Source organism: Hoylesella oralis ATCC 33269, from assembly GCF_000185145.2.
In the GTDB taxonomy this organism is placed as follows: Bacteria; Bacteroidota; Bacteroidia; order Bacteroidales; family Bacteroidaceae; genus Prevotella; species Prevotella phocaeensis.
In genome coordinates, this window is sequence record NZ_GL833119.1 from 50,198 (window position 1) to 74,668 (window position 24,471).

Consider the following 24,471-nt stretch of genomic DNA (forward strand, 5'->3'; position numbering starts at 1 on the left):
AAAGAGGGAAGTGCCCCGCGGGGTTCACGCTTTTTTAACGGCACATTCTTCGTTTGTTATTAATATTCTTTCATTCACATTCTGTTTCATGCCCATTCTTCACAATCTGTTCTCCCTCTACAAAAGGGAAACAGAAAGGAGTCGTCCGGTCTATTCGTCCCTCATTGCGTCTACGGGCTTTATACTCATGGCCCGCAAGGCGGGTGCCAATCCGGCGAGAACGCCGAGGATGCTCAACATAACTACGGCGCCCACCGCCGCCCAAAACGACACTTGGAAGTGGGCAGAGAGTATGCCGTCGGTGGTATTGGCTACCTCCAAGAACTGCAAGATTATCACCGAAAAGAGTATTCCGCTCATTCCGGCGACGCCGGTCAGTATGATACTCTCGGTTATAATCTGGCTCAAGATGTTACGGGGCGTGGCTCCGATAGCACGACGGATACCGATTTCGGTCGTTCGTTCGCGCACAGTAACCATCATAATGTTGGATACACCGATGGCACCTGCAAGCAATGTGCCTATTCCAACAAGCCAAATCAGGAAGTTCACGCCCGAGAAAAGACTATCCACCATACCAAACATCACCTCTGAATTGAACACCGTAATAGATTTCTCATCGGTAGGATCGACAGTATGCGCACGGGCTATCACCTCTCGCATGCGCTGTGCAATGCTGCTCATGGTTACTCCGGGCTTGCCGGTTACGCAGATCAAGAACACTCGGTCGCCCATATTGTAGGCCTGCTGCATGAGGGTAATCGGCATGACCACGCTTTCTTCCGCCCTTCCATTAACATTCATATTGCCGCTGTTATAATCTACACCAACAATATTATAATATATCGAGTCTATTCTAATGAGCTTTCCGCACGGATCTCCGCCGCCGGGGAAGAGCGTCTTGTATATCTTTTTGCCGATTACACAGACTTTTCGGCGCTGCTGCACGTCGGTTTCGTTAAGGTATCTGCCGTAGAAAAGCTTGGGAGTTTCTACCTTTACGTAATCCGGAAGCAGGCCCTTGACCGAACAGGAAGCCTTCTTGTCGCCGAAAACGGCACTGCCGTTCCAAATAGAGAGTACGGGCGACACCACGTCAAGTTCGGGAACCTGTGCTTTCAAGCGCTCTACATCTTTATAAACCATGTTCCATTGGCGCCCCTTACGATACCCCTGATAGGCTTTGGTGGTGGGTTCTACGTAGATGATTGCCGAGTTCGTGGCAAATCCTTCGAAGTTCTTAGACAGCAACTCCTTCATTCCGTTGCCGCCACCCATCAGAGCTACGAGCATAAACACGCCCCAGAAAACGCCGAACCCCGTAAGAAACGACCGGCTCTTATTGCGGGTTAGCGTGTCGAGTATCTCCTTATATGTATCTAAATCTATTCTGAAACGCATCTTATCTTGCAGAAATATCGTATCTCGAATTTTGGGTTATGAATTACAAATCATGATTTTTCACTCCGCACGCAGGGCTTCTATCGGTCGGATATGGGCGGCCTTTCGCGCCGGAATGAAGCCGGCAATAGTTCCGGCAAGCACCATTACGACCGTTGCCTCTATACACACATTCAGTCCGACGGTAGGATTAACGAACATAGCCGCCTTGAACGGGCCGACATCTACCTGCATGTTTCCGCTCGTAACATCCATATATTGGTTTACAGCAACGCCGAGAACCATGCCTATATAGCCGAAGAACGTGGTGATGATGATACTCTCGATGATGATCAACCGCAGAATTGAACGCGGTTTTGCGCCGATTGCCTTGCGAATACCGAACTCCCGTGTGCGCTCCTTCACGGTAATAAGCATGATATTCGACACGCCTACAATACCGCTAAGCAATGTAAAGATACCGATAATCCACAAGGCAGTGCGGATGATGCCCATACCCGTATTCATCTGCATGGCCTGCGTAAAGCGATTCCATATCCAGATAGCGTTCTCGTCATCGGGGGCTGCGCTGTGATTAGCATTGATATGGGCGCGATACTTCTTCTCGAAAGCCTCGTTATCTTGCTCTGTTTTCAGCCCTTTAAAGGAAAATATGATGTTATCAGCCTTATCCCCGCGCCCATAGATGGTGCGCACAGTGGTAAAAGGCGAATAAAAATCCATGTTCATTCCGCTTTGATCGTTCTTGTAAATGCCGATGATTTGGAAAGAAAGATCACCCAATTTCACGTGTTTACCTATCAAAGAAGCGATATTGCGGGGCTGTAGTTCCTTGGCATGGTCATCGCTTATAACCAATACCTTACGCGATTTTTCGTTATCGAAAGAATTGATGAAGCGGCCATAGAGCATCTCCATCTTGTTTATTTCGGCCTCATTGGGGTATACTCCGTTTAATGTACCGCTAACATAATTCTCTCCATTGGAAACAGTTACGTTTCCTTGACTTATTTCTGCGCCCATCTCGATAATGTTTTCCGAAAACCTGCTATCGGTGGTATGCAGGTCTTTGTCGTTCAAGTCTATGGGACGTCCCTCCTTCAGTCCTTGATAAGCCTTGGAAGTCTGTCCCCCTCCTATCATCATGGAGTTATCCAAGAAGCGACCGGAGTTCTGTTCTACGGCGTTGATAAGTCCGTTTCCCGCGCCAAGCAGGAATATCAACATGAATATTCCCCATGCTACAGCAAAACCGGTCAGTGCGGTTCGCAGCTTATTACGCTTGGTAGTAGACCATATTTCGGTGATGATATCGCGCATATTCGTTAGATGATTAACTGCTATTTCATGTATCCGTTGACACCGAAAGGCGAAGAATTGTGCTCCGTATTCTTATCTATCTTGCCTATCAGTCCGTCCTTGATGTGGATAATCTTATTGGTTTCGTTGGCAACCCCGCTCTCATGCGTCACTAAAACGATCGTCATGCGCTCGTCTTCGTTGAGTTTTTTGAGCAACTCCATCACTTCTACGCTCGTTTTAGAGTCTAAAGCGCCGGTCGGTTCATCGGCTAAAATAATCTGAGGACGCGTAATCAATGCCCGTGCAATGGCCACGCGCTGCTTTTGTCCGCCCGACATTTCGTTGGGATAATGCTCTGCCCATTGCGCTAAACCGAGCTTGTCGAGGTAATCCATCGCCAGCTGATGGCGCTTGCGACGCCCAACTCCCTGATAAAAAAGGGGCAACTCCACATTCTCCACCGCCGTTTTGAAGCCGATAAGATTAAAACTTTGGAAGATAAAACCTATCATGCGATTGCGATATTCGGCGGCCCGCGTCTCGCTCAAATCCTTGATAAGCGTGCCACCCAACGTATATTCCCCACTATCATAGTTGTCGAGAATGCCTAATATATTTAATAAGGTGGACTTACCTGAACCGGATGCTCCCATGATAGATACGAATTCACCCTCATCTATATCGAGGTTAATGCCTTTAAGCACATGCAGCGGCTGCGCTCCGAAGTAGGTTTTGTTGATATCTTTTAAGTGTATCATTCGCAAAGTTTTGAATGTTAGACGAGGAATACCGCAGGAAAGTTGCAGATAAACCGATAAAATAATAAGAAAAAACCATACATCTATCTCCGTTATTCACTATTCCTTAGTTCTCTATTCCTATATTGTACGTGGCGCTTATGTTGTTCTTTCTATCCTTAAAGTACGGTCGCAATAGTCTACCACGGCCGGTCTGTGGGTAATAAACAAGATGGTTTTGTCGTGATTTTCCAAGATATTTCGGAGTAACTGCCGCTCCGTATCGGGATCGAGAGCACTGGTCGCCTCGTCGAAGAGCATGATACTACGGTCGCGAAGCAATGCTCTTGCGATGCTAATTCGCTGTGCTTGGCCCTCACTTAGTCCACCTCCCGACTCCGAACATACGGTATCGAGCCCGTCGGGCAGGCTGTAAACAAAATCGGCACATGCCTTTTCAAGCGCCATTTCTATTTCTTCGGGCGTTGCATTGAGCTTGCCGAGCCGTAAGTTGTCGCGTATGGTGCCGCTCATCAGCGTATTTCCCTGCGGTACATATACGAAGTTGCATCGCAAGAGCGACGATAACTCCCTGCTTTCGTGGTCGTTATATATCTCGACCTGCCCCTCTTGCGGCCGCAGAAGGGCAAGGATCAGGCGCACCAGCGTAGTTTTACCCGAACCGGTTTCACCAAGTATCGCCGTACAAGAGCCGGGCGTGAAGTCGAAACTCAAGTGATCGATCACATTACCATCCGTTTCGTCGTAGGTATACGATACATCTTTCAACCTTATACCGCACGGCGGAGCCAGTTCAATGGGCTCTCCCTGCTCTTCAAGCGGGTTTTCTTCGAGTTCCATAAGGCGTTCTGCCGCCGTAAAAACACCTACAAAAGCGGGCACGAGCTTAACTAAATTGCGTGCAGGTGACTGTATTCGGCCTACTAACTGTAGGAAAGCGGTCATACCACCGAACGAAAGAGTATGCGAAGACATGCGCAATGCCGCCCACAGAAAGGCGATGAGATAGCCCAACACGAAACCGAAATTAAGGATAAGATTAGAAAATACGCTGAACACAGTGCGTTTTACTACGTTTTGACGCAACTCGTTCTGCGTGTTTTCCAAGCGTCCGACCATAATGTCATCGCTTTCGAGCGTCTTTATAAGCATGCGGTTCTGTATGGTTTCCTGCAATACACTCTGCACTTTCGAGTCGGAATCGCGCACTTTACGCGTCAACCGTCGCATTTGTCCCACATATATTTTGCTGACAGACACAAATACGGGGATGATAGCCACGGTAACGAACGCCAACACCTTGTCCATAGAGAACAGATAGAAGAACGCTCCGAAGAACAAAGCCAGCACGCTGAGCGTGTTTGGAACGGTTTCTGTCAGGAAATTTACCACCGTGTTCACGTCGAACTCCAAGCGATTAAGCACATCACCCGAATGGTGTAGCTCCCGTCCGTGCCACTCCGAGCGCAGCAAACGGTCGAGCATACGCTGCTGCATGCGGTTCTGGGCGCGGATACCAAGAATGTTTCGTATCCACACAGATGATATGCTGAGCGCGAAATCGCACAGATAAAACATGCCGATTACGCCAACCGACCAATATATAGAGCCCTCGACGGTACCCGAGGCAATATCGATAGCACGCTTCACCGCCCACACCTGTCCCAACGAAACCACCACCTGCAGCACGCCTACAGTGGCATTGAGCACGGCTTGCAGGCGATTTCCGCGCCACGAAACCCACAACCATTTCAGAATTACCTTGACCTTATACTTCGATGGCGGTATTTTCAGCAGATTTCTCAAGTGCATTCTATTCTCTCGTATCGGCTCCCCACATCATCTTTTCGCGCAATGTGGAGAAGTATCTTTGGTTAAGTCGCTTAATTATATTGACCTCGTAAGGGGCACGGCGGATGGTTACTTTCGTGCCTTCGAGCAACTTCTCCGACCGTCCGTCGATGGCTGCGAGGAAGTTATGCGAACGGGCTTCCACCGTCAGAGTAATCACCGACTTGTCGTTGATGACGATCGGACGGATGTTAAGACTATGGGGCGCCACCGGCGTAAGGCACAGAATGTCCGACTGGGGCACCATGATAGGCCCGCCGTTCGACAATCCGTAAGCGGTACTTCCCGTGGGTGTAGACACAATAAGGCCGTCTGCCTGATAAGTAACCAGATATTCGCCGTCGATACACACGCGGATGGAAATCATCGAAGCGTTATCCCGTTTGAGCACGGCAATATCGTTGAGCGCGTAAGGACACCCTTCTATGGGCTCTCCCTCGGCCTCTATCCGGATAACGCTATGCTTCTCTATTTGGAATTGCCCTTTGAAAATACCGTCGATGGCACCCTCTATTTCGCTGGGAAGTACATCGGCAAGGAAGCCCAGACGCCCCATATTGATGCCGAGAATGGGCGTTTCTTTGGCCCCGACACGGCTTGCTGCCCGCAGAAAAGTGCCGTCTCCGCCCAACGAAACCACATAATCCACATCGAAGTTATAGCCTTCGAACACGCCGGAAGCCTTCACTTCCATGCCTTGCACATTGGAAAGATAGTCGTAAAACGGACGGTCGATGTAGATTTCTCCTCCCTCTTCGGCCAACAGAGAGAATATCTTCTGCACCGAAACCGATTTCTTAGACTGATATTCGTTGCCGAAAATGGCGAACTTTAGCTTTCGTGATACCATAATACCATATATTATATAGTTGCAAAGATACTATTTAATTGCGAAAATAGCAGTATATTGAAAAGATTAATTATCTTTGCAAATAGACAAAACAATTATACTATGGCTAAAGTTTATGAATTTCTTGCCAACGGCTTCGAGGAAATAGAAGGATTGGCACCGGTGGATATCCTCCGCAGAGGGGGCATAGAGATAAAGACGGTGAGCGTTACAGGCTCCGAATTTGTAGAAACTTCACACCACGTAACGGTAAAAGCCGACCTGAAGTTCGAAGACATAAGCAGCTTCGACGATGCAGACATGCTGCTTCTACCGGGCGGAATGCCCGGCGCTACCAACCTTCTGGCGCACGAAGGCGTGTGCCGTGCGCTCCGCGAACAGAACAACAAAGGCAAACGCATAGGCGCTATATGTGCCGCACCTATGGTTCTGGGGAGCTTAGGACTATTGCACGGGCGCAAAGCAACATGCTATCCGGGCTTCGAAAAGTACATGAAAGGGGCGGAATATACGCACGATCTCTTCACTACAGACGGCAATATCATCACCGGAGAAGGCCCTGCAGCCACGTTACCTTATGCATATAAGGTTCTTTCATTCTTTGTTGATGAGGACAAGGTGCGCCAATTGCAACGCGATATGATGTACCTACATCTGACAGGCGAAGAATGAGTCGCAGGCAGATGTATTATCTAAAAGCCTTAGACAGGTATTCTAAGGCGCTTAGATTGCCTATCTGTCTGGGGCAGTTGACATCTGTTTCATATTCAACCATTTACAATTCATGGATTACGTCATCATCGTGGCCGGCGGAAAAGGGCTGCGCATGGGCGGCGAAACGCCCAAACAATTCCTCTGCATCGGCGGAAAACCGATACTGATGCGCACTATCGAGCGTTTCAGAGCCTACAGCGACGAGCTGAACATCATCTTGGTATTGCCGCCATCGCAGCAAGATTATTGGCGCAGACTGTGCCGAGAATACGGTTTTACCATCGAACACGCGATTGCAGACGGCGGAGACACGCGCTTCGAATCGTCGAAAAACGGGCTTTCTCTCATCCCCGACGACGAGGAAGGCGTGGCGGGCATTCACGACGGAGTGAGGCCCTTTGTGAGCCAAAGCGTCATCTGCAACTGTTACGAGACGGCAAGAGACGAGTATGCTGCCATTCCTGTGCTGCCCGTAACCGACACCTTGCGTTACATAGACGCACACGGAGGGGGCAAAAACGTGTTGCGCAACGATTATAGGATTGTACAGACGCCCCAGACTTTCGACATACAACTGCTCAAACGTGCCTATCTACAGCCCTTCCGTGAGTCGTTTACCGACGACGCCTCGGTGGTGGAAGCCCTCGGTTGCCAAGTGGCAATGGTGGAAGGCAACCGCGAGAACATAAAAATTACGACGCCTTTCGACATGAAAATCGCTGAAGCGATGGGCTGACCTCTCTCCTCCTCTTCCGAAAAAAAGTAAATATATAGGCAAAGCATGGAGAAGCAACGCTGCCAAGAACACATCCTATTTTACTTAAACAGGAGAAAAACCGTAATAGATTAAAAAGCATATTACGCATTATTATAATATAGTAAAAAAACGACAAGCAACAATACTCTCTTTCTTCGGAGGGATTGAGAGAAGTTTCAATTATGCTCAACATTCTCGACCAAGACATACAATACCTTCAGGGCGTGGGCCCGAAACGGCAGGCGATATTGAACAAGGAGCTCGATATCCGCACTTGGCGCGACTTGTTGGAGTATTATCCTTATAAATATGTGGATCGTAGCAAGGTTTACCGCATTGCCGATCTTACGGGTGACATGCCTTTTGTGCAGATAAAAGGGCGCATATTGAGCTTTGAAGAATATGCTGTGAGTGCACGAAAGAAGCGCATAGTAGCCCACTTCAGCGATGGTACGGGCGTTTGCGACCTTGTTTGGTTTCAAGGCACGCAGTATGTATATAAGAATTATAAGGTGGGCGAAGAGTACATCGTATTCGGAAAACCCGGCATTTATAACGGCAGATACCGGTTCGCCCATCCGGATATCGACCGTGCTGCCGAGGTGCAACTCTCCTCGATGGGCATGCAGCCCTATTACATGACCACTGAAAAGATGAAAAAGGCGGGACTTCAGTCGCGTGGCATAGAGAAACTCACCAAGACTTTGGTAGAGAAACTTACGCAGGATGCCCTGCCCGAAACGCTTCCACCTTTCATCACGGGGCCTCATCACCTTGTTTCGCGGTTCGAAGCTCTGCGAGGTATCCATTATCCCAAGAACCTCGACGAGATGCAGCGGGCACAGGTACGGCTGAAATTCGAAGAACTTTTTTATGTTCAACTCAACATATTGCGCTACGCGAACGACCGACGACGCAAATACCGTGGCTATGTATTCGGCCGTGTCGGTATGCAATTCAACGATTTCTTCCATAACCATCTGCCTTTTGCACTGACAAATGCACAGAAACGCGTAATGCATGAGATACGCGCCGATATGGGTTCGGGACGACAGATGAACCGTTTGTTGCAGGGAGATGTCGGTTCGGGAAAGACATTCGTGGCGCTTATGTCGATGCTCATTGCCATCGACAACGGCTTTCAGGCATGCATCATGGCGCCGACCGAAATACTTGCCGAGCAACATCTGGCTACCTTGCGGGCTTTCCTCGGTGCTATGAGCATACGAGTGGAACTGCTTACGGGCATCGTGAAAGGAAAGAAACGCCGGCATATACTCGATGCGCTGGCCGCAGGCGAGGTGGATATATTGGTAGGAACGCATGCCATTATCGAAGAAAACGTGCAATTCGCGCGGTTGGGATTAGCTGTAGTCGACGAACAACACCGCTTCGGCGTGGAACAACGTGCCAAATTGTGGGCGAAAAGCAAGAACCCGCCCCACATATTGGTAATGACCGCCACCCCCATACCGCGCACCTTGGCCATGACCATCTACGGAGATCTCGACGTAAGCGTGATAGACGAGCTGCCTCCCGGGCGCAAACCGATACAGACAATTCATAAGCTCGACACTCAAATGACGAGCCTCTATCAGGGCATCAGACAGCAGATAGAACAGGGAAGACAGGTGTATATCGTGTTTCCGCTTATCAAAGAAAGCGAAAAAATAGACTTGAAAAACCTTGAAGACGGCTTTGAAACGCTGAAAGAAGCATTCCCTAATTACCGTATGAGTAAGGTGCACGGGCAAATGAAACCGGCAGAAAAGGAGACGGAAATGCAACGCTTCGTTAACGGGGAGACACAAATACTGGTTTCGACTACGGTAATAGAAGTGGGAGTTAACGTGCCTAACGCCTCCGTGATGGTTATTCTCGATGCGCAGAGGTTCGGGTTGTCGCAGCTACATCAGCTTCGAGGGCGCGTAGGTCGTGGTGCCGACCAGAGTTACTGCATCCTCGTGACCACTTACAAGCTGACGGAAGAAACGCAAAAGCGTATAGATATCATGTGCGAAACCAACGACGGCTTCCGCATTTCGGAGGCTGATCTGAAGTTACGTGGGCCGGGCGACCTCGAAGGAACGCAACAGAGCGGCGTTGCATTCGACCTCAAAATCGCCAATATAGCACGTGACGGACAGCTAATCCAACTGGCTCGCGACGAAGCACAGAAGATCATCGACAACGATCCGCTATGTGAAAAACCGGAATATACCTTGCTTTGGAGCCGTCTGCGCAACTTGCGTAAGACGAATATCAACTGGGCAGCCATCAGTTAACGTATGTATATCATGAATTTCTTCACTATTTGCAGTCGAAAAATCGTTAATTTATCTTTATTGTACTATTTATAAAAATATGGCAGATCGCCTATAAAACCACCATATAAAGACAAAGGAACGGAAATAAGCAATGTGTTAAACACCCGATAAAAACTGTTAATAGCGTAACATTTCTACATTTTTTTCGTTATCTTTGCGAAGTCTTTATGAAAAATCGATGAATTCTTGTATCATTCAACGATCCTTTCAGAAGGAATAAAAATACTTATTTCCACAGAGACCTAAACCTAAAATGGCAATGAATTTGAAGAAAATATTTAAGACATTTGCATTATCTGTTTCTTTTGTTTTAGCCTCACAGCCAACGACTGCGCAGGACCTATTGGCACGACAAGCCCCTGTAGACCGAAAAATGAAGGCAGTTGATACACTTGTATTGAAGAAGATAATCGAACGTGAAAATAACATATCGCCGGCAGCCGACCTTTATGATGGCTGGGACAATAAGTATGCACATCGTGCAACGGCACTTCCAGACTCTTTCAAGATAAACCTACGCCACTTCTGTATGCCAACTCCCAGCCGTGTAATTACAAGTAATTTCGGTCATCGTTGGGGGCGTCAGCACAAAGGGCTCGATATAAAGGTCTACATTGGTGATTCTATCCGTGCCGCCTTTAGCGGTAAAGTCCGAATTGTGCGCTATGAAGGCGGCGGATACGGCAAATACATCGTGATACGTCACCCGAATGGGCTCGAAACAATATATGGACATCTGTCCAAGCAATTAGTTGAAGAGAACCAAGAAGTCCGTGCAGGAGAGGTAATTGGCCTTGGTGGCAACACCGGACGGAGCACTGGCTCGCATTTACACTTCGAAACACGCCTTTGTGGCGTAGCTCTAAACCCGGCATTAATGTTCGATTTCCGTGCTCAAGACGTAACCGGCGACTATTACATATTCAATAAACGTACTTATGATCGTGAGTCTGCCGAAGCTACCCGTATACGCGGAAAGATCGACAACGGCAGTTATAGTCGGGAAGAAGTAAAAGGCGAGTTCGCCAAGAATGACAACAAGGGCACGAACGATGATGGAGAACGTCTCTATCACAAGGTTTCTGCAGGAGATACACTGACATCTATAGCCCAAAAGAGAGGCGTAACTGTAGAAACGCTTTGTAAACTCAACCATATTACAAAGACCATGCGTGTACGTCCGGGACAAATCTTAAGATACTCATAACAGCAACAGTTCTTAGATAAACAATACAAATATGCTTGCGAGAATACTTGTCTATTAGGTATAAGTCATATACCTAATAGCGGTAGTTTATCTGGTTGTTTATCTCAAATTATTTCTTTTTTCCTTTCAAAGCGGCTAAAGGAGACCGCCATACCGTATGCTAAGCTTTCTTCCGTGAGACATTTCTCTCCCTTGGAGAAGCAGGAGAAAGTCTTTCTTCAATAGCGCTCTATCAGTACGGTGGCATAAGCAGCCATGCCTTCTTCACGCCCTACGAAACCCATGTGTTCCGAAGTAGTGGCCTTGATGGATATATTATCTTCATCGATACCTATGATTTCGGCCATACACTTCTGCATGGCGGGGATGTAGGGATTAATTTTAGGGTGCTCGGCGCATACGGTCGCATCTATATTTCCTAACCGATAGCCCTTAGTGGCAATCAGTTCGATGGTCTTCCGCAGGATAACTTTACTGTCTATATCGAGTGTTTCGGCCGACGTATCGGGGAAGTGATAACCTATATCGCGCATGTTTGCCGCCCCCAAAAGGGCATCGCAGATGGCATGGATGAGCACATCAGCATCGCTGTGTCCCAATAAACCGAACTCATGCTGTATCTTTATGCCGCCCAGCCACAGTGCCCGTCCGGGCGCAAGGCGGTGAACATCGTAACCGAAACCGCATCTGAAAACCGGTTTCAGACTGTTTTGAAACGAATTGGCTGTATTTAAAGCTGTCTTGTTTTCAGCGTCTGTACCCATTTTTCGATTGCAATCCATAGTTTAAATGCAAATAAAAATTAGAAAATAAATATCTTCCTCTTGGAGAAAGAGGAGAAAGCATATCGCCCGTATCTAAGTAAAGAGCACGAAAGAGCCCTCTATCTTCGACGGAATAAATCCTTTATGCCGTCCATATCGAAAGTAAGTGTGAAACGTAGAGTCTGATCCAACGGGTTGCTTTTGGCCGTTGCAATTACGTAACCTGCATCGAGTGAGAACACATTCATCCTAAAACCGGCGCCTACAGTGAAGTATTTACGGTTGCCTTTGTTCTCGCTTTCGTGATGATAACCGGCACGTAATGCGAATTGGTCGTGGTAAACATATTCGCCACCTATGCTCCATTGTATCTCTTGCAATTCTTCCTTGAAGCCGTTGGGGGCATCGCCGAAACTTTTGAAAATACCGCTTATCGACGACACATCGTAATAATCTTTCTGTACACGCTCTTGATAAGCCTCGGTAGTTTCCCCTTCGTTCTGCTTAGGATAGGTAGGTACGAGCAGTTTATTGGCATCCGCCGCTATGGTAAGGCGGTTATATTCGTCGATAGGAATCATCAACGAGGCGCCAAGACGCAGGTTGGTAGGGATGAATTCGCTGTTGTTATCGCCGCCAAACGAAATTTTACTGCCGATATTCGATATGTTCATGCCCAATCCAAGCTGACATTCGCGGCTTCCGAGGTTCAGATAATTCTGATAGTAGAGCGAAATATCGGCGGCAAAAGCCGATCCGGGAGAGGTATCTCCCGAATAATCGTAGGTTAGATCGGAATATATCCAGCGTACAGCGGCTGCAATAGACAGCTTTTCGCTCAACATGAGCGAGTAACCCACGTCGAACGACATCTCATAAGGGTTGATGGTCATGGGTGTGGTGCCGCCTGTTTTCGAACTAAGTTGTACTTCTCCGAGCGAGAAATAACGCAACGAAGACGACACGGCACTATAATCGCCGATGCGATAATAGCCCGATAGGTAGGCCACTCCCATATCGTTGACCAGCTGGCGCAGCCACGGAGTGTAGTTGAGCGCTACGCCTGCACGACTGATAGCAAACGGATATTTAGCCGGATTCCAGTATTGCGAGGTCGCATCGGCATCGGTTGCCGCACCTACATCGCCCATACCGGCCGCACGGGCATCGGGGGCAATCATCTGAGAGGTAACGGAGTGGTGAACAGGATTGAATATGTCTTTCTTGTCTTGGGCCGACATATCGGCGGTGATGAGCGCGAAAAGGCATATTGCAAATATTCTCAAGATTTTATTCATTTGTCGTTTATTGTTTATTTATTCCGGTTGTTCGGCAATCGTTTTATTGCTGCTATGTAGCTAAAGAAACGTGCGAGATGATCTATTTATTGCCTGTAACGATGAGTTTCTTAGCTTTCGAGGCCTTAGAACTGCCGTCGGAAGCTATCCGAACCCTGTAAAGATATACGCCGGTTTGCAGGCGTGTGCCTCCGTCTACCGTCAAATTCCAGTCTACGGTGTAGGCTCCATTGGTGTTAACCCCGCTCTCTGTATGCTTCCAAAGCAGTCTTCCGCTCATGTCGAACACATCTATTTCCACATCCATCATGCTGCCCGTGCGATCGTGGTTGATGATGAATGTGGTCGAAGTGGATGCCGGATTATTAGTACAGCTTACGTTGAACAGCGACGGTTCCAAGCCCTGCACTACGTTGAAGGTCAGTTCGGTCGTAGAACTATTATTGAGTATGTCCCATGCACGGAATTGCAAGCGGTGTACACCGGCCGCCAGTTCGGGAATAGAGTAGTATGTACTTCCCTTGGTATAAGAACCGAAGTCGTACGTAAAGTTCTCGTTGAGCGTGTAGGTTTTCGACATGTCGCCGTCGATAACCAACTGCAGGTCGTGCCCGATGCCGTTCCCCGTGGCATTGATACCGTCTTCATCGGTAATCTGTGCTACGAAATAGGGAGTCGTATTCACGTTCCCGCCGTTCATGAACGACGGTGAATTGAGGTAACAGTATATGGACGGGCCTATAGAATCGTTGCCCTCGATACTGCTTCCGCCAACTATAAAGTTGTCGTTTTCGCCGTGTGCCTTCAACGTATTCTCGTTGTTTACGGCATATACGTTAATTAAACCTCTGCCTTCGGTATAATCTATGTCTTTCGGAATGGCGAACGAAAAGGCGAATTTGCCTTGCTTTACGTTGTCGGAGCCTGTAAACAGCGTCTTCGTGCGGTCTTTGTAAGTAAACGCGGTAGTGGCTCCGTCGCGCGAAGTATTGTTAAGTTTGCAGGTTATCGTTTCCTCCTTGTCGCGCACAGTTACCGTTACGATGCCATCGAAATCCCCTGTCGCGCTCTCTATATGTCCCGTAACGGTGGCCGCACTTCCCGCTTTAAGGGTAGGAAGCGGTGTTCCTGAGCCGACCGACATGCCGTTGATAGAGTCGATAACGATATTCATGGTAGGACGGTTCAGGGCAATTGCCGGATCTCCGAGCAGCGAATATTGCAGTTTGTTGGTAGTAAGATCTTTTCCGGTTGTTATCATTTCGTTCTTTGCAAGGCGCTGCGCTTCGCCCAAGGTGATAGATTTATCACCCGAAAGACCAAGTACATATTTCAGATAAGCTATGTTGATGCGTTTGTTGTAGCTGGCATATACCGTGCGCGTGGTGCCGAAGAAAGCCACCGCTCCGCCCTTTTTGTTGAGCATGGCCGCCTCGCCTATCGTAGGTGCAGAGCCATCGAATGGCATTATATCGCACGAAGCCGTGATCCAGAGCGGCAAGTTAGCGTTGGTAAAGCTCGAAAAATCGCCGATACGCAGTACCGATTCGTGAGATATCTGCGTTTCCGAGCCATGTCCGGCATAATCCATAATCAAGGCGCCTGCCGCCTGTTGCTGTTTTATAAGGCGCGTTACCTCCGGATAAGTGTTGCCTGTAGAAGATGTTTCTCGTATGTACGAGTCCCACATCACTTTCTTGATGAGGTATCCGGGATACCATCCGGCAACACTGTCCGCTGCCTCATTGGCGTCTGTCATGTGCAGGTTTTGGTTTCCGTCGTCGCCCATAAACATGATAGTGTTCTGCCATGCGCCTGCATTTTTATTGGTTACGTAGCCGATGGTCTTATCTACGAGCGTCTTGGCATCCTCTTCCGTCGTTACCGGAAAGCGCCCCACGGCCATGTCGAGCTTATCTCTGCTTTGCGGATTACCGCCTTCTCCATCGTCTAAAAGGCAAAAGTAGCCGTCGTCTACATAACAGGTAATCTTGTTAAACGAGTCTTCGCTCTCGTAACACAGCAGGTAATCGTCTTTCACGGCGCCCTGCAAATCGCTTGTAAGCATACGGTTGTCCCACGAACAGTCGCCGAACAGCAGCAGATATTTGGGCATATCGGCCTCGTTTTCGGCCCTATCGTAGAGCATTTTCAGATATCTGCGGTAAGCATTTGCATCGGGTGTGCCGCCTGCAAACTCGTTGATAAGTTCGTCAGAGGGCACTATACGCACGCGCATACCATCGTGTTGCTCATGAAATTCTTTAAGACGTTTGGCCTGTGCGAGCAGTTTTTGCGAGGTAGGAATAATGATTATCATATCTGCAGCCCCGTGTGCGTGCAGGTCTTGATTGGTAATGTTGTACACATATTCGGCTGCCGGAAACGACGAGGTGGCAAGATAAGGCGCCCGGCGGGGGGTGTCGAAAGCCAAAGAAATATAATCTAACCGCACCGGACCGCCCGACGTGGCGGTTATCTTTACCTCATTGGTAAGTTGCAGCTTATCTATAACGGCGGTAACCACACGTTCTTTGCCCATATCATACGATTCGTACGAGTACGGATCGTTGTTCCATACGAACGAGACGGTACCTATAGGCTTGCCATTGAACTCTACAGAGGCCGCAGAATTACTGCCTGCCGTAATTACAACGGCCACTTTACCCTGTTGTTCGCTCGGTGCGTCGATCTTGAATGTATATGAAGAGCCGGTATTTATAGGGATATTTTCGAATAGATTGCGACCTCCGTGGTACCAAGCGTAGTTGTCGACCTCGTGGAGCGAATGATAATCGTCGTTAGAGGGATAGAACGAAGCCAGAAAAGCGGCGGAGTCTACCGTTAGAGGAGCTTCATTGCTTTGCGTAATGAAATAATAAGCGCGGTCTGAATATGGGTTTCGTGTGCGTTGCATGGCCGTTTTACTGTCCCAGCTTACCGTTCCACGGGCATAAAACAGCCGTTTGCCGTTCACGGTGCATGTGGGTACTTCTTTCAGATCGTCGGTTGCCGTCAACATATCGCCTGTTAAGGTTTCGTTCTGCAACGTTCCACCGTAGCCGTACAGCTTTACTTTGCTCATATCCGTAAAGCCTGCACGGCGTATTACGGCATTCGTAAGCTCGAAAACGCCCGATGCGGGTACGCTGATTTTGGCCCACGTGCCCGTTGAGAGTACGGAATGGGCGGCATAACGCGTACTGCCAGCGCTGCCGGCACGCGTTCTGGCAAGTCTGACCGAACGCTTTAGCGGCTTTGCCTCTACCGAAAGCATGAAACTGACGAGGATCTGATACTTCTTATTGCGATAGACAAGCGGGCAAAACGATACGTCGAGCGATGCTTTCTTGCGTTCGAAAGTCAAACGTTGCACCACTTCGGGCATGGCAGGCAGCGGCTTTCCCGAGATTGCCTTGTAGCGGTCGATGTCACTCACAGGCATATCGATATATTCAGGATATACTATCGTAACGGTATAAAGGGAATCCTGATAGTTTCCTTCGAGCGGAAAAGAGTAGCCGAAAGCGGGCAATACGGAGTCTATCTTAACCTCATCGGCGGTTAAGTTGAAGAAATTCTGTGCGTTGGCCGTGGTTGCCGTAGTAAACAGAAAAGCGACAAGAAGTACATATTTCAGCGTTGTGTGCATGTAAAATACTTGTTATGTAACAAACGTGCAACCCCTTTTTCTGCATAATACGGTGGCATGCGGGCGGTTATTTGCAATTGAATTCGAGCACGCGACGGTCTTCCAAGTAACCTTCAAAGTAGTCGTCGATGCTCACGGGGCCTACTCCGGCAGGCGTTCCGGTATAGAGCAGGTCGCCTGTTTTCAGCGTAAAGTAGCGGCTGATATAAGCGATCAGCTCGTCGACCTTGAAGAGCATATCGCCCGTATAGCCCTCTTGTACCGTGTGCCCGTTGATATCGAGGTGGAAACGCAGTGCCTGTATGTTGCGAAACTTCTCTATCGGCACCCACTCGCCAATGGCTGCAGCGCCGTCGAAGCCTTTACATAATTCCCACGGGCGGCCCTCGCGGCGCAACTGCTGTTGCAACTCACGGGCGGTAAAGTCTATGCCTACCGTCACGGCATCGTAATATCGGTGGGCAAAACGCTCGGGAATAGTCTTTCCGAGACGACATATACGAACGACAAGTTCAGCTTCATACTCGATTATTCCTAAGTGATCGGGAATGAAGAAGGGCTTCCTGTCCTTAAGCAACGCCGAATCGGCCTTGGTAAATATCACGGGCGTTTCCGGTTTATATAACGCTCCGTCGAGTTCTTTATTGTGTAAGGCATAGTTCATGCCGATGGCAAATATCTTCATAACATCTGCAAAGATACAATAAGATTTTAATGTGCCGTTGGGTTCTGCCGTAAAAAACGCATACAAATGTACCTTTTATTCGTGATAAAGGCACTATGTATCGGCCTTAGATAGTGCGTGTGTAACCGCTATATTGCCCATCTACCGCCGCTGTTTGCAAAGGGCAAAAGCCTGTTACCGCGCACGTAATGTTAAAAACGATAATTTATGTTAAACAAGATAAGGGGATAAAAGTAATTTTGTTTTCTTTGTCACGAAAAATTATACGGTAATGTATCTTCTATAACAGTATGGTATAAACCTGTTGGCTGTTAAAATCTAAACAACTAAACTAAGGAGCTATAAAAGGAAGACATGTTTTCCGTGCAATTGAGTTGTATATAATACCAATACATGCTAAGCGAGATAATCAGATAATAAAAACATTAAACCTTAACTATTTTTTCAAATGAAAGTTACTCAGACTATGTTATGTCTTGCTTTCTCCGGTTTGCTGTTGCAACTGTCAGGTTGCGGTAGCGATGAGACAGCAGGGAAAGACTATGATCCTACGAGACCTATTGAGTTGACGACTTTCTATCCTGATTCGGGTAAGTTTCAGGAGAAAGTTATCTTGCAAGGGCAGAATTTCGGAACAGATCTGTCTAAAATCACAGTGTATTTTAATCATCGAAAGGCGGCGCTCATAGGTTCTACCGGCGATCAATTGTATGTGCAGGCGCCACGCTTGCCGGGCGATACGTGTAATATCTCTGTGGTTATCGGTAACGATTCTGCGGTATATCAAAAACACTTTGTTTATCATCAATCGGTAACGGTAAGTACCGTGGTGGGCAACGGTGTGCTCGACAAGATTGTACCGGGGCCTCTAAGTAGCGCGTCTCTGCATCCAATGTATCTGTGTGTAGATGATGACGGCAATATTTTTGTGGTGAGCAGAGGACAAGGCAAGGGTGATGAACGTTCAGCCATTCTGCGTATAGACGAAGAAGCGGGCGAACTCATCATGTTGAAAGATGATATGGTGGGCAATGTGCCCTGTGTAAACAACACAACCGGTATTGTTACCATTCCTACAGAAACGACAATAGGTTCATATCTCTCGCTCGATCCGCTGGAAATGTGGGGACTTCGCATTCGAGAAATGATATGGCCCGCTGGTTATCAGGTACCCTCGGAAGGTTTTAAGCATTGTATGGTGGTAAATCCTTCCGATGGTTACATTTATACCCGTTACTTCTATGGCGACATCATCAAAATAAATCCTCGCACATACGAGGTTACGCCTGTGTATAAAACGCAAGAAGGCGATAGTTATGGGCTAACATTCAACCCGTTGCATCCGAATATACTCTACATGTCTTTCCGTGAGAATGCAGGTACAATGGCTAATAGTATATGTTCCATCGATGTAACCGATCCAGAAAATACATACAGACGCCTCTCGAGCAGTAACATTTCGGGCGGCCATCGTGACGGTAAATTAGAGAAAGCGCAGTTCCATAACCCCACACAAATATACTGCGATGCCGACGGCAATATCTATGTGGCCGATCGTAATAACCATTGCATTCGCCGAATTTCGCCGGATGATATGGTGGAGACTGTACTCGGAATGCCGGAAACAAAAGGTTGGAAAGACGGTGCAAAGAGCGAAGCGCTCTTCAATGAGCCTACAGGAATAGGCATAGGTAAGGATGGCGCCGTATATGTAGCCGATTGGGGAAACGGACGTGTTAGAAAACTTACAATCAATTAACCTTAATTCAATTACATTCATGAGACATTCCATTCTATTAATATTGTCGTTCTTGATGCTGACTTCGGGACATGTTCGGGCGCAAGAGGCTCAAAAAAAGACGGAATATACCGTATCCGGAACCGTTACGGATGGAGAAGAACCCTTGACAGGAGTACTTATAAGTATTTTAGACAAACCGGGAGGAGGCGCCGTTACCGATATAGACGGTAAGTTCGAAATAAAAGCAGAACAGGGAGACAAACTGATTTTCTCATACGTAGGCTTTCAGAAGCAACAGTATGTGGTAATGGGAAACAAATCGGACTTGGCTATCAAACTTGTTAGCGACAATAAAATAGACGAGGTGGTTGTTACGGGATTGGGAACGCAACGCAAAATATCCACCTTATCTGCAGTAACTACCATAGATACCAAGGATTTGCAGCGCCCCACCACATCGGTAAGTAATCTGCTGGGCGGTCGTGTTGCGGGTGTTATCACTTCGCTTGCGAGCGGCGAACCCGGCAAAAATATCTCCGATTTCTGGATACGTGGTATCGGTACTTTCGGTGCGAATGCTTCGGCTTTGGTACTTATCGACGGGCTCGAAGGCAATATCAATGACATAGATCCTGCCGATATCGAGAGTTTCTCGGTGTTGAAAGACGCTTCGGCTACCGCCGTATATGGTGTGCGTGGTGCCAACGGCGTTGTACTTATCAATACCAAACACGGTGTGGCCGATAAAATACAGATTACAGGTCGCGCATCCGTAACGCTCAACCGCTTGCGCCGCATGCCTGATTATGTAGGCTCTTACGACTATGCAAACTTGGTAAACGAGGCATTGGAAGTGCGAGGTGAAACGCCGCTCTATAATAATGTTTCCTTAGATATTATCAAAAATCATCTTGATACAGATATCTATCCTGATGTGAACTGGCAAGATGAGGTAGTTAAGAAAACTTCTTGGAATAAGAATTTCTATGTAAGTGCCCGAGGAGGTGCCAATGTTGCCCAGTATTTCATTAGCTTGGGAGCCAACTTGGAGGATGCTGCATACAAGGTGGATAAAAGCAGTCCCTATGCTTCTAACGTAGGTTATAACCGTTATACATATCGTACGAACCTTGATTTGAAGCTCACTCCTACAACTAAATTATATTTCGGAACGGATGGAACACTTACTGTAAATAATAATCCGGGTATATCGAACACCGATTATATTTGGGCAGCGCAGTCTTATCTTACACCGCTTCGCCTGCCTACAGTTTATTCCAACGGACAGTATCCTGCTGTGGGAGCAAATGCAGGAACTTCTCCTTACGTGGCCATTAACCGCATGGGAAGGCGTTCTTCACAGCAGTTTGACGGTAAAGTTACCTTGGCTATCGATCAAAACCTTGACTTTATAACCAAAGGTTTGTCGGTAAGAGCACAGGGAGCTTATGACATCAGCAGCTATTACTCGGAGTCCCGACTTATTCAGCCGGCATTATATCAGGCAGTCGGGCGCGATACCAAGGGCGATTTGGTGACCATTCTGCGTGTGGCAAGTCAAAATGCATCGTTCAGTAAATATACGAACCAGTATCGCAAGTATCACTTTGAGAGTACGTTGAATTATGAGCGCGTGTTCGGACAGGATCATCGTGTGTCGGGCTTACTTTATTATTATATGAGTGATTCCAAGAATGCTCAAGATGCCACCTCTAACATGTCATCCATTCCTTACCGTTACCAAGGTATATCAAGTAGGCTCACCTACGGTTATCAGGATACCTATATGGTTGATGTGAATTTCGGTTATACGGGTTCTGAGAACTTCCAACCCGGGCATCGTTTCGGCTTCTTTCCGTCGCTGGCTGTAGGCTGGATTCCTACTAATTATAAGTTTGTAAAGAAAGCTTTGCCCTTCCTTGATTTCTTAAAGCTGCGTGCATCCTATGGTACAGTGGGTAATGATCAGATAACAAACAAGCGCTTTCCATATCTTACAGTTGTACAACGTCTTAATAACATCCCGTTCGGATCGGCTCAAGTAGAGACCATACAAGAGAGTTACATCGGTGCAGATAATCTCGTATGGGAAAAGGCAAAGAAGTTTGATTTGGGTATTGAAGGACGATTATTTAAGGAGCAACTTGAGTTTGTTGTAGACTTTTTCCACGATACACGCGATAATATTTTCCAACAACGCTACCAGATACCTATGTATGTAGGACTTGTTTCGAACCCTTTCAGCAACGTAGGAAAGATGACAAGTTTTGGTGCTGATGGCAACATTAGTTATAAGCACCGTATCAATAATAATATGGACTTTACGCTGCGCGGTAACTTCACTTATGCGAAGAATGATGTAAAACACTGGGAAGAGAATGCTCCAAGGTATCCATATCAGGAGGTTTCGGGCTATCCCTATGGCGTACAACGCGGATTGAAAGCGATCGGGCTCTTTAAGGATAAAAGAGATATCGAGACAAGTCCCGTACAAACTTTCGGTAGTTATGAGCCCGGTGACATCAAATACCGCGATGTGAATGGCGATGGACTGATTAATTCTGATGACATGGTGCCTTTGGATTATAGCAGTACACCGTTGCTGATGTACGGGTTCGGTGGTGAATTCAGGTATAAAAACTTTACTGTGGGCATATTGTTCAAAGGTAGAGGCAAGACAACTGTTGATTTGAACGGTTATGGTTATATTCCGTTCTATGGACAGGAGTATGGTAATGTGCTCACGCAAGTGGCTGATCCGGCAAACAGATGGATACCAATGGACTATGCTTTGGCTCATGGAATTGATCCGAGTTTGGCAGAGAACCCGAATGCGAAGTATCCTAAACTTACTTACGGAAGGAGTGCCAACAACACACAAACCTCTGATTTCTGGCATGCCAATGCATGGTATCTGCGTTTACAGGAAGTAACTTTGAATTATACATTACGCACAAACTTCTTACGCAAGATCGGAGTATCGGGAATAGACTTCCAACTTATCGGCGAGAATTTATTGATATGGGATGATATCAAGATATTTGATCCGGAACAGGCAGGCAAAAGAGGAAACGTATACCCCATTCCTTCTACATATACATTGCAATTGTATATCCATTTCTAATACACAGTAATGAAATTGAATAAAATGAAAAAGATAAATATAGCATTCATATCGCTGCTGATAGGTGCCTCAACATTCTCTTCTTGTGACTTCCTGAATGTGTCGGAAGATTATTTCTCAGATGAGATGAGCAGTGACTCTTTATTCGCTAACAAAAGGAATGCCGAGGCATATATGTGGGATATTTCCCGAATGTTTCCTGATGAGGGAGCACTTATTGAGACCTCTCCTTCCACAGTGGGATACACTGCAACCGATGAAGCTTTCTCTTCTGCAAGAGAAGCAGGTATCTCCTTTGTCTTAGGAGAGATTACACCAACAAATCTTGGTACATTCGAGAGTCGATATGCCAATAATTACCGAGCTATCAGAAAGTGTAATACTATTCTGAAAAACCTTGATAACGTTCCCGGACTTAGTGCTACTGACCGTGCGCAGATGTTAGGTTACATACATTTTATGCGTGGATATGCCTACTACAGGCTATTGGTAGACTGGGGACCTGCTATCTTGCTTGGCGACGATGTTCTTGATAACAATCAGGATTTGAGTTATTACAATCGCTCTCGGGGAACTTATGATGAAACGGTAGATTATATCTGTAGCGAGCTTGAAGAGGCAGGAAAGTACTTACCTTTGCAGCAGTCGTTGGTAAATTTCGGCCGTCCGACAAAAGGAGCAGCTTATGGTTTGATTGCTCGTTTGCGTATCTATCAGGCGAGTCCGGCATTCAATGGCGGAGCAGAAGCAAAACGTTGCTTCGGCAATTGGAAGCGCAAGGCCGACGGGACATACTATGTAAATCAGACATACGACGAGAAACGCTGGGCTATAGCTGCCGCTGCCTGCAAAAGAGTTATGGACATGAAGAACGCAGGTAACCCTATGTACAAGTTACATACAGTGGAAAGTTCTTCTGAAACGCCTGCATTACCGTCTAATGTTACGTCTGATCCCGATTATTATAAGGCATGGCCCGACGGTGCAGCAGGCATTGATCCCTACCATTCTTATGCAGACATGTTCAATGGCGAGTCCGTTATCTCGAGCAATACGGAATGGGTATGGGCGCGTTATAGTAATGATTTGACCGCTCAAACCCGTATGTCATTCCCGCTACACCTTGGAGGATGGAACCACAACAGCCCTACTCAAAAGGTTGTGGATGCCTATCGCATGTTCGACGGGCGTAATATAGATGAGTCATCGGATGCGTATCCCTATTCCGAGAACGGCTTTACTACGCAACAGAAAACCTTCTCAGGTTATCGTTTGAATAGTGGTGTGTTTAATATGTATAACAACCGTGAGATGCGTTTCTATGCCTCTATCGGTTTCTGTGAATGCTTTTGGCCGATGACATCTACAACAACAGCGGGCGATTATAACCAAACAATCACTTACTATTACGATTCTCCAGACGGAAAACAGAACTCCAATATCGATTATCCGATTACAGGTTATGTGATTAAGAAGTTCATACATCCTACAGATGCGTGGGCCGGAACCAATGCCAACCGTATGTCCAAGGCCTTTCCGATTATACGCTATGCAGATATCCTGCTAATGTATGCAGAAGCACTTAATAATCTTACGGCAAGTTATACCGTAGAAGTCGGGGGCGAGACTTATACTGTATCTCGCGATATTGCAGAAATGCGTTCGGCTTTCAATCAGGTCCGTCACCGTGCAGGCTTACCCGGACCGTCGCAGGAAGAACTTTCCGATCGGGATAAGATGCAGGGATTGCTTGAGCAGGAACGCATGGTGGAACTCCTATTTGAGAACGAACGCTTCTATGATGTGCGCAGATGGGGTATCTATGAGCGTGAAGAGTCTAAGACCATCATGGGTATGAATATGGACGGAGATAAGGAATCGTTCTATCGCAGAACCGTTCCGAACACTCCGCGCATAGGAAAAAGAGTAGTTAACCGCAAGTTGATGTTCATGCCACTGCCCGATAGTGAGGTAAGAAAAGTCCCCTTGTTGGACCAAAACCCCGGATGGGATAACTAAATAACCATAAAAATAGGAATA

Annotated in this window: 16 protein-coding genes; 7 read left to right on the plus strand and 9 right to left on the minus strand. The window is 47.2% G+C overall.

The features are described 5' to 3' along the window. Positions 1-150 precede the first annotated feature (150 nt). From HMPREF0663_RS03000 to HMPREF0663_RS03020, 5 genes are all read right to left on the minus strand, one after another. On the minus strand, positions 151-1,401 hold the full coding sequence (locus HMPREF0663_RS03000; protein WP_004368683.1) for an ABC transporter permease: 1,251 nt from the start codon (positions 1,399-1,401) through the stop codon (positions 151-153). A gap of 60 nt (positions 1,402-1,461) precedes the next feature. Further along, the gene (locus tag HMPREF0663_RS03005; RefSeq protein WP_004368684.1) at positions 1,462-2,721 is read right to left on the minus strand and encodes an ABC transporter permease; all 1,260 of its coding nucleotides are present in this window, start codon (positions 2,719-2,721) and stop codon (positions 1,462-1,464) included. 20 nt (positions 2,722-2,741) lie between these two features. Further along, on the minus strand, positions 2,742-3,461 hold the full coding sequence (locus HMPREF0663_RS03010) for an ABC transporter ATP-binding protein (RefSeq protein ID WP_004368685.1): 720 nt from the start codon (positions 3,459-3,461) through the stop codon (positions 2,742-2,744). A 138-nt stretch (positions 3,462-3,599) separates the two neighbouring features. Continuing rightward, complete coding sequence (locus HMPREF0663_RS03015; protein WP_004368686.1) at positions 3,600-5,273, minus strand: ABC transporter ATP-binding protein; 1,674 nt, start codon at positions 5,271-5,273, stop codon at positions 3,600-3,602. Position 5,274: 1 nt separating this feature from the next. After that, a complete protein-coding gene (locus HMPREF0663_RS03020) occupies positions 5,275-6,162 on the minus strand; it encodes an NAD kinase (RefSeq protein WP_004368687.1) in 888 nt (295 codons plus the stop codon). Between the two features lie 102 nt (positions 6,163-6,264). Here HMPREF0663_RS03020 and HMPREF0663_RS03025 point away from each other — a divergent pair, with 102 nt between their 5' ends. From HMPREF0663_RS03025 to HMPREF0663_RS03040, 4 genes are all read left to right on the plus strand, one after another. After that, positions 6,265-6,834, plus strand: a complete 570-nt coding sequence (locus HMPREF0663_RS03025; RefSeq protein WP_004368688.1) for a DJ-1 family glyoxalase III — start codon at positions 6,265-6,267, stop codon at positions 6,832-6,834. 112 nt (positions 6,835-6,946) lie between these two features. Next, positions 6,947-7,612 carry a 2-C-methyl-D-erythritol 4-phosphate cytidylyltransferase gene (locus HMPREF0663_RS03030; protein ID WP_004368689.1) on the plus strand — a complete coding sequence of 222 codons (666 nt, stop codon included), beginning with the start codon at positions 6,947-6,949 and terminating at the stop codon, positions 7,610-7,612. 203 nt (positions 7,613-7,815) lie between these two features. Further along, positions 7,816-9,918, plus strand: coding sequence for an ATP-dependent DNA helicase RecG (gene recG / locus HMPREF0663_RS03035; RefSeq protein ID WP_004368690.1), 2,103 nt, complete (start codon positions 7,816-7,818; stop codon positions 9,916-9,918). Positions 9,919-10,219: 301 nt separating this feature from the next. Next, positions 10,220-11,167 (plus strand): M23 family metallopeptidase, encoded by a 948-nt coding sequence (locus HMPREF0663_RS03040; protein ID WP_016665341.1) that lies wholly within the window; start codon positions 10,220-10,222, stop codon positions 11,165-11,167. Between the two features lie 218 nt (positions 11,168-11,385). Here the strand turns inward: HMPREF0663_RS03040 and ispF are convergent, their stop codons facing one another. From ispF to HMPREF0663_RS03060, 4 genes are all read right to left on the minus strand, one after another. Then, positions 11,386-11,949, minus strand: a complete 564-nt coding sequence (gene ispF, locus HMPREF0663_RS03045; protein ID WP_004368692.1) for a 2-C-methyl-D-erythritol 2,4-cyclodiphosphate synthase — start codon at positions 11,947-11,949, stop codon at positions 11,386-11,388. 101 nt (positions 11,950-12,050) lie between these two features. Continuing rightward, complete coding sequence (gene porV / locus HMPREF0663_RS03050; RefSeq protein ID WP_004368693.1) at positions 12,051-13,229, minus strand: type IX secretion system outer membrane channel protein PorV; 1,179 nt, start codon at positions 13,227-13,229, stop codon at positions 12,051-12,053. An 82-nt stretch (positions 13,230-13,311) separates the two neighbouring features. Beyond that, the gene (porU, locus tag HMPREF0663_RS03055) at positions 13,312-16,881 is read right to left on the minus strand and encodes a type IX secretion system sortase PorU (RefSeq protein ID WP_004368694.1); all 3,570 of its coding nucleotides are present in this window, start codon (positions 16,879-16,881) and stop codon (positions 13,312-13,314) included. Positions 16,882-16,948: 67 nt separating this feature from the next. Further along, on the minus strand, positions 16,949-17,566 hold the full coding sequence (locus HMPREF0663_RS03060; protein WP_036859466.1) for a fumarylacetoacetate hydrolase family protein: 618 nt from the start codon (positions 17,564-17,566) through the stop codon (positions 16,949-16,951). A gap of 448 nt (positions 17,567-18,014) precedes the next feature. Here HMPREF0663_RS03060 and HMPREF0663_RS03065 point away from each other — a divergent pair, with 448 nt between their 5' ends. The 3 genes from HMPREF0663_RS03065 to HMPREF0663_RS03075 are packed head-to-tail and all read left to right on the plus strand — an operon-like array spanning position 18,015 to position 24,450. Next, positions 18,015-19,325, plus strand: a complete 1,311-nt coding sequence (locus HMPREF0663_RS03065; RefSeq protein ID WP_004368696.1) for an IPT/TIG domain-containing protein — start codon at positions 18,015-18,017, stop codon at positions 19,323-19,325. A 55-nt stretch (positions 19,326-19,380) separates the two neighbouring features. Next, positions 19,381-22,431, plus strand: coding sequence for a SusC/RagA family TonB-linked outer membrane protein (locus tag HMPREF0663_RS03070; RefSeq protein WP_004368697.1), 3,051 nt, complete (start codon positions 19,381-19,383; stop codon positions 22,429-22,431). 24 nt (positions 22,432-22,455) lie between these two features. Further along, positions 22,456-24,450, plus strand: coding sequence for a RagB/SusD family nutrient uptake outer membrane protein (locus HMPREF0663_RS03075; protein WP_016665342.1), 1,995 nt, complete (start codon positions 22,456-22,458; stop codon positions 24,448-24,450). The last annotated feature ends 21 nt before the right edge of the window (positions 24,451-24,471 follow it).

Coding starts and splice junctions, on each gene's coding strand:
- HMPREF0663_RS03000 (WP_004368683.1), bottom strand. CDS start 1,401: ATGCGTTTCAGAATAGATTTAGATACATATAAGGAGATACTCGACACG.
- HMPREF0663_RS03005 (WP_004368684.1), bottom strand. CDS start 2,721: ATGCGCGATATCATCACCGAAATATGGTCTACTACCAAGCGTAATAAG.
- HMPREF0663_RS03010 (WP_004368685.1), bottom strand. CDS start 3,461: ATGATACACTTAAAAGATATCAACAAAACCTACTTCGGAGCGCAGCCG.
- HMPREF0663_RS03015 (WP_004368686.1), bottom strand. CDS start 5,273: ATGCACTTGAGAAATCTGCTGAAAATACCGCCATCGAAGTATAAGGTC.
- HMPREF0663_RS03020 (WP_004368687.1), bottom strand. CDS start 6,162: ATGGTATCACGAAAGCTAAAGTTCGCCATTTTCGGCAACGAATATCAG.
- HMPREF0663_RS03025 (WP_004368688.1), top strand. CDS start 6,265: ATGGCTAAAGTTTATGAATTTCTTGCCAACGGCTTCGAGGAAATAGAA.
- HMPREF0663_RS03030 (WP_004368689.1), top strand. CDS start 6,947: ATGGATTACGTCATCATCGTGGCCGGCGGAAAAGGGCTGCGCATGGGC.
- recG (WP_004368690.1), top strand. CDS start 7,816: ATGCTCAACATTCTCGACCAAGACATACAATACCTTCAGGGCGTGGGC.
- HMPREF0663_RS03040 (WP_016665341.1), top strand. CDS start 10,220: ATGAATTTGAAGAAAATATTTAAGACATTTGCATTATCTGTTTCTTTT.
- ispF (WP_004368692.1), bottom strand. CDS start 11,949: ATGGATTGCAATCGAAAAATGGGTACAGACGCTGAAAACAAGACAGCT.
- porV (WP_004368693.1), bottom strand. CDS start 13,229: ATGAATAAAATCTTGAGAATATTTGCAATATGCCTTTTCGCGCTCATC.
- porU (WP_004368694.1), bottom strand. CDS start 16,881: ATGCACACAACGCTGAAATATGTACTTCTTGTCGCTTTTCTGTTTACT.
- HMPREF0663_RS03060 (WP_036859466.1), bottom strand. CDS start 17,566: ATGAAGATATTTGCCATCGGCATGAACTATGCCTTACACAATAAAGAA.
- HMPREF0663_RS03065 (WP_004368696.1), top strand. CDS start 18,015: ATGAAAGTTACTCAGACTATGTTATGTCTTGCTTTCTCCGGTTTGCTG.
- HMPREF0663_RS03070 (WP_004368697.1), top strand. CDS start 19,381: ATGCTGACTTCGGGACATGTTCGGGCGCAAGAGGCTCAAAAAAAGACG.
- HMPREF0663_RS03075 (WP_016665342.1), top strand. CDS start 22,456: ATGAAAAAGATAAATATAGCATTCATATCGCTGCTGATAGGTGCCTCA.